General features: G+C 40.4%; 1 pseudogene. It reads left to right on the top strand.

The window, feature by feature from the left end:
* Positions 1–211: pseudogene (locus tag ACRHOC_RS15685) on the top strand (hypothetical protein); the annotation flags it as partial.
* Between the last annotated feature and the right edge of the window lie 7 nt (positions 212–218).

The raw sequence follows: 218 nt of genomic DNA, 5'->3' as shown, positions 1-218 counted from the left end.
ACTCACTACCTCAGATTATACAATCGATGATTTTAACGAAGATCTTAAGAATAAGGGTTAGATAAGAGAAGAGTTTGATGTTGTCGGCTCAGGTGATGGAGAAGGTGAAGGCAAACTCAAGATTACCGAAAAAACGGAACGCGCCATTCGCAACCAAGCTTTAGAGCACATGTTTGGAAAAATTAAACGTACTGGTGCAGGTAATCACAGAAGGTAAG

Source organism: Winogradskyella poriferorum, assembly GCF_050618035.1.
GTDB classification, from domain to species: Bacteria; Bacteroidota; Bacteroidia; order Flavobacteriales; family Flavobacteriaceae; genus Winogradskyella; species Winogradskyella poriferorum_A.
The sequence above is the reverse complement of the archived record's forward strand: the minus strand, read 5'-3'. Positions and strand labels throughout refer to the sequence as shown.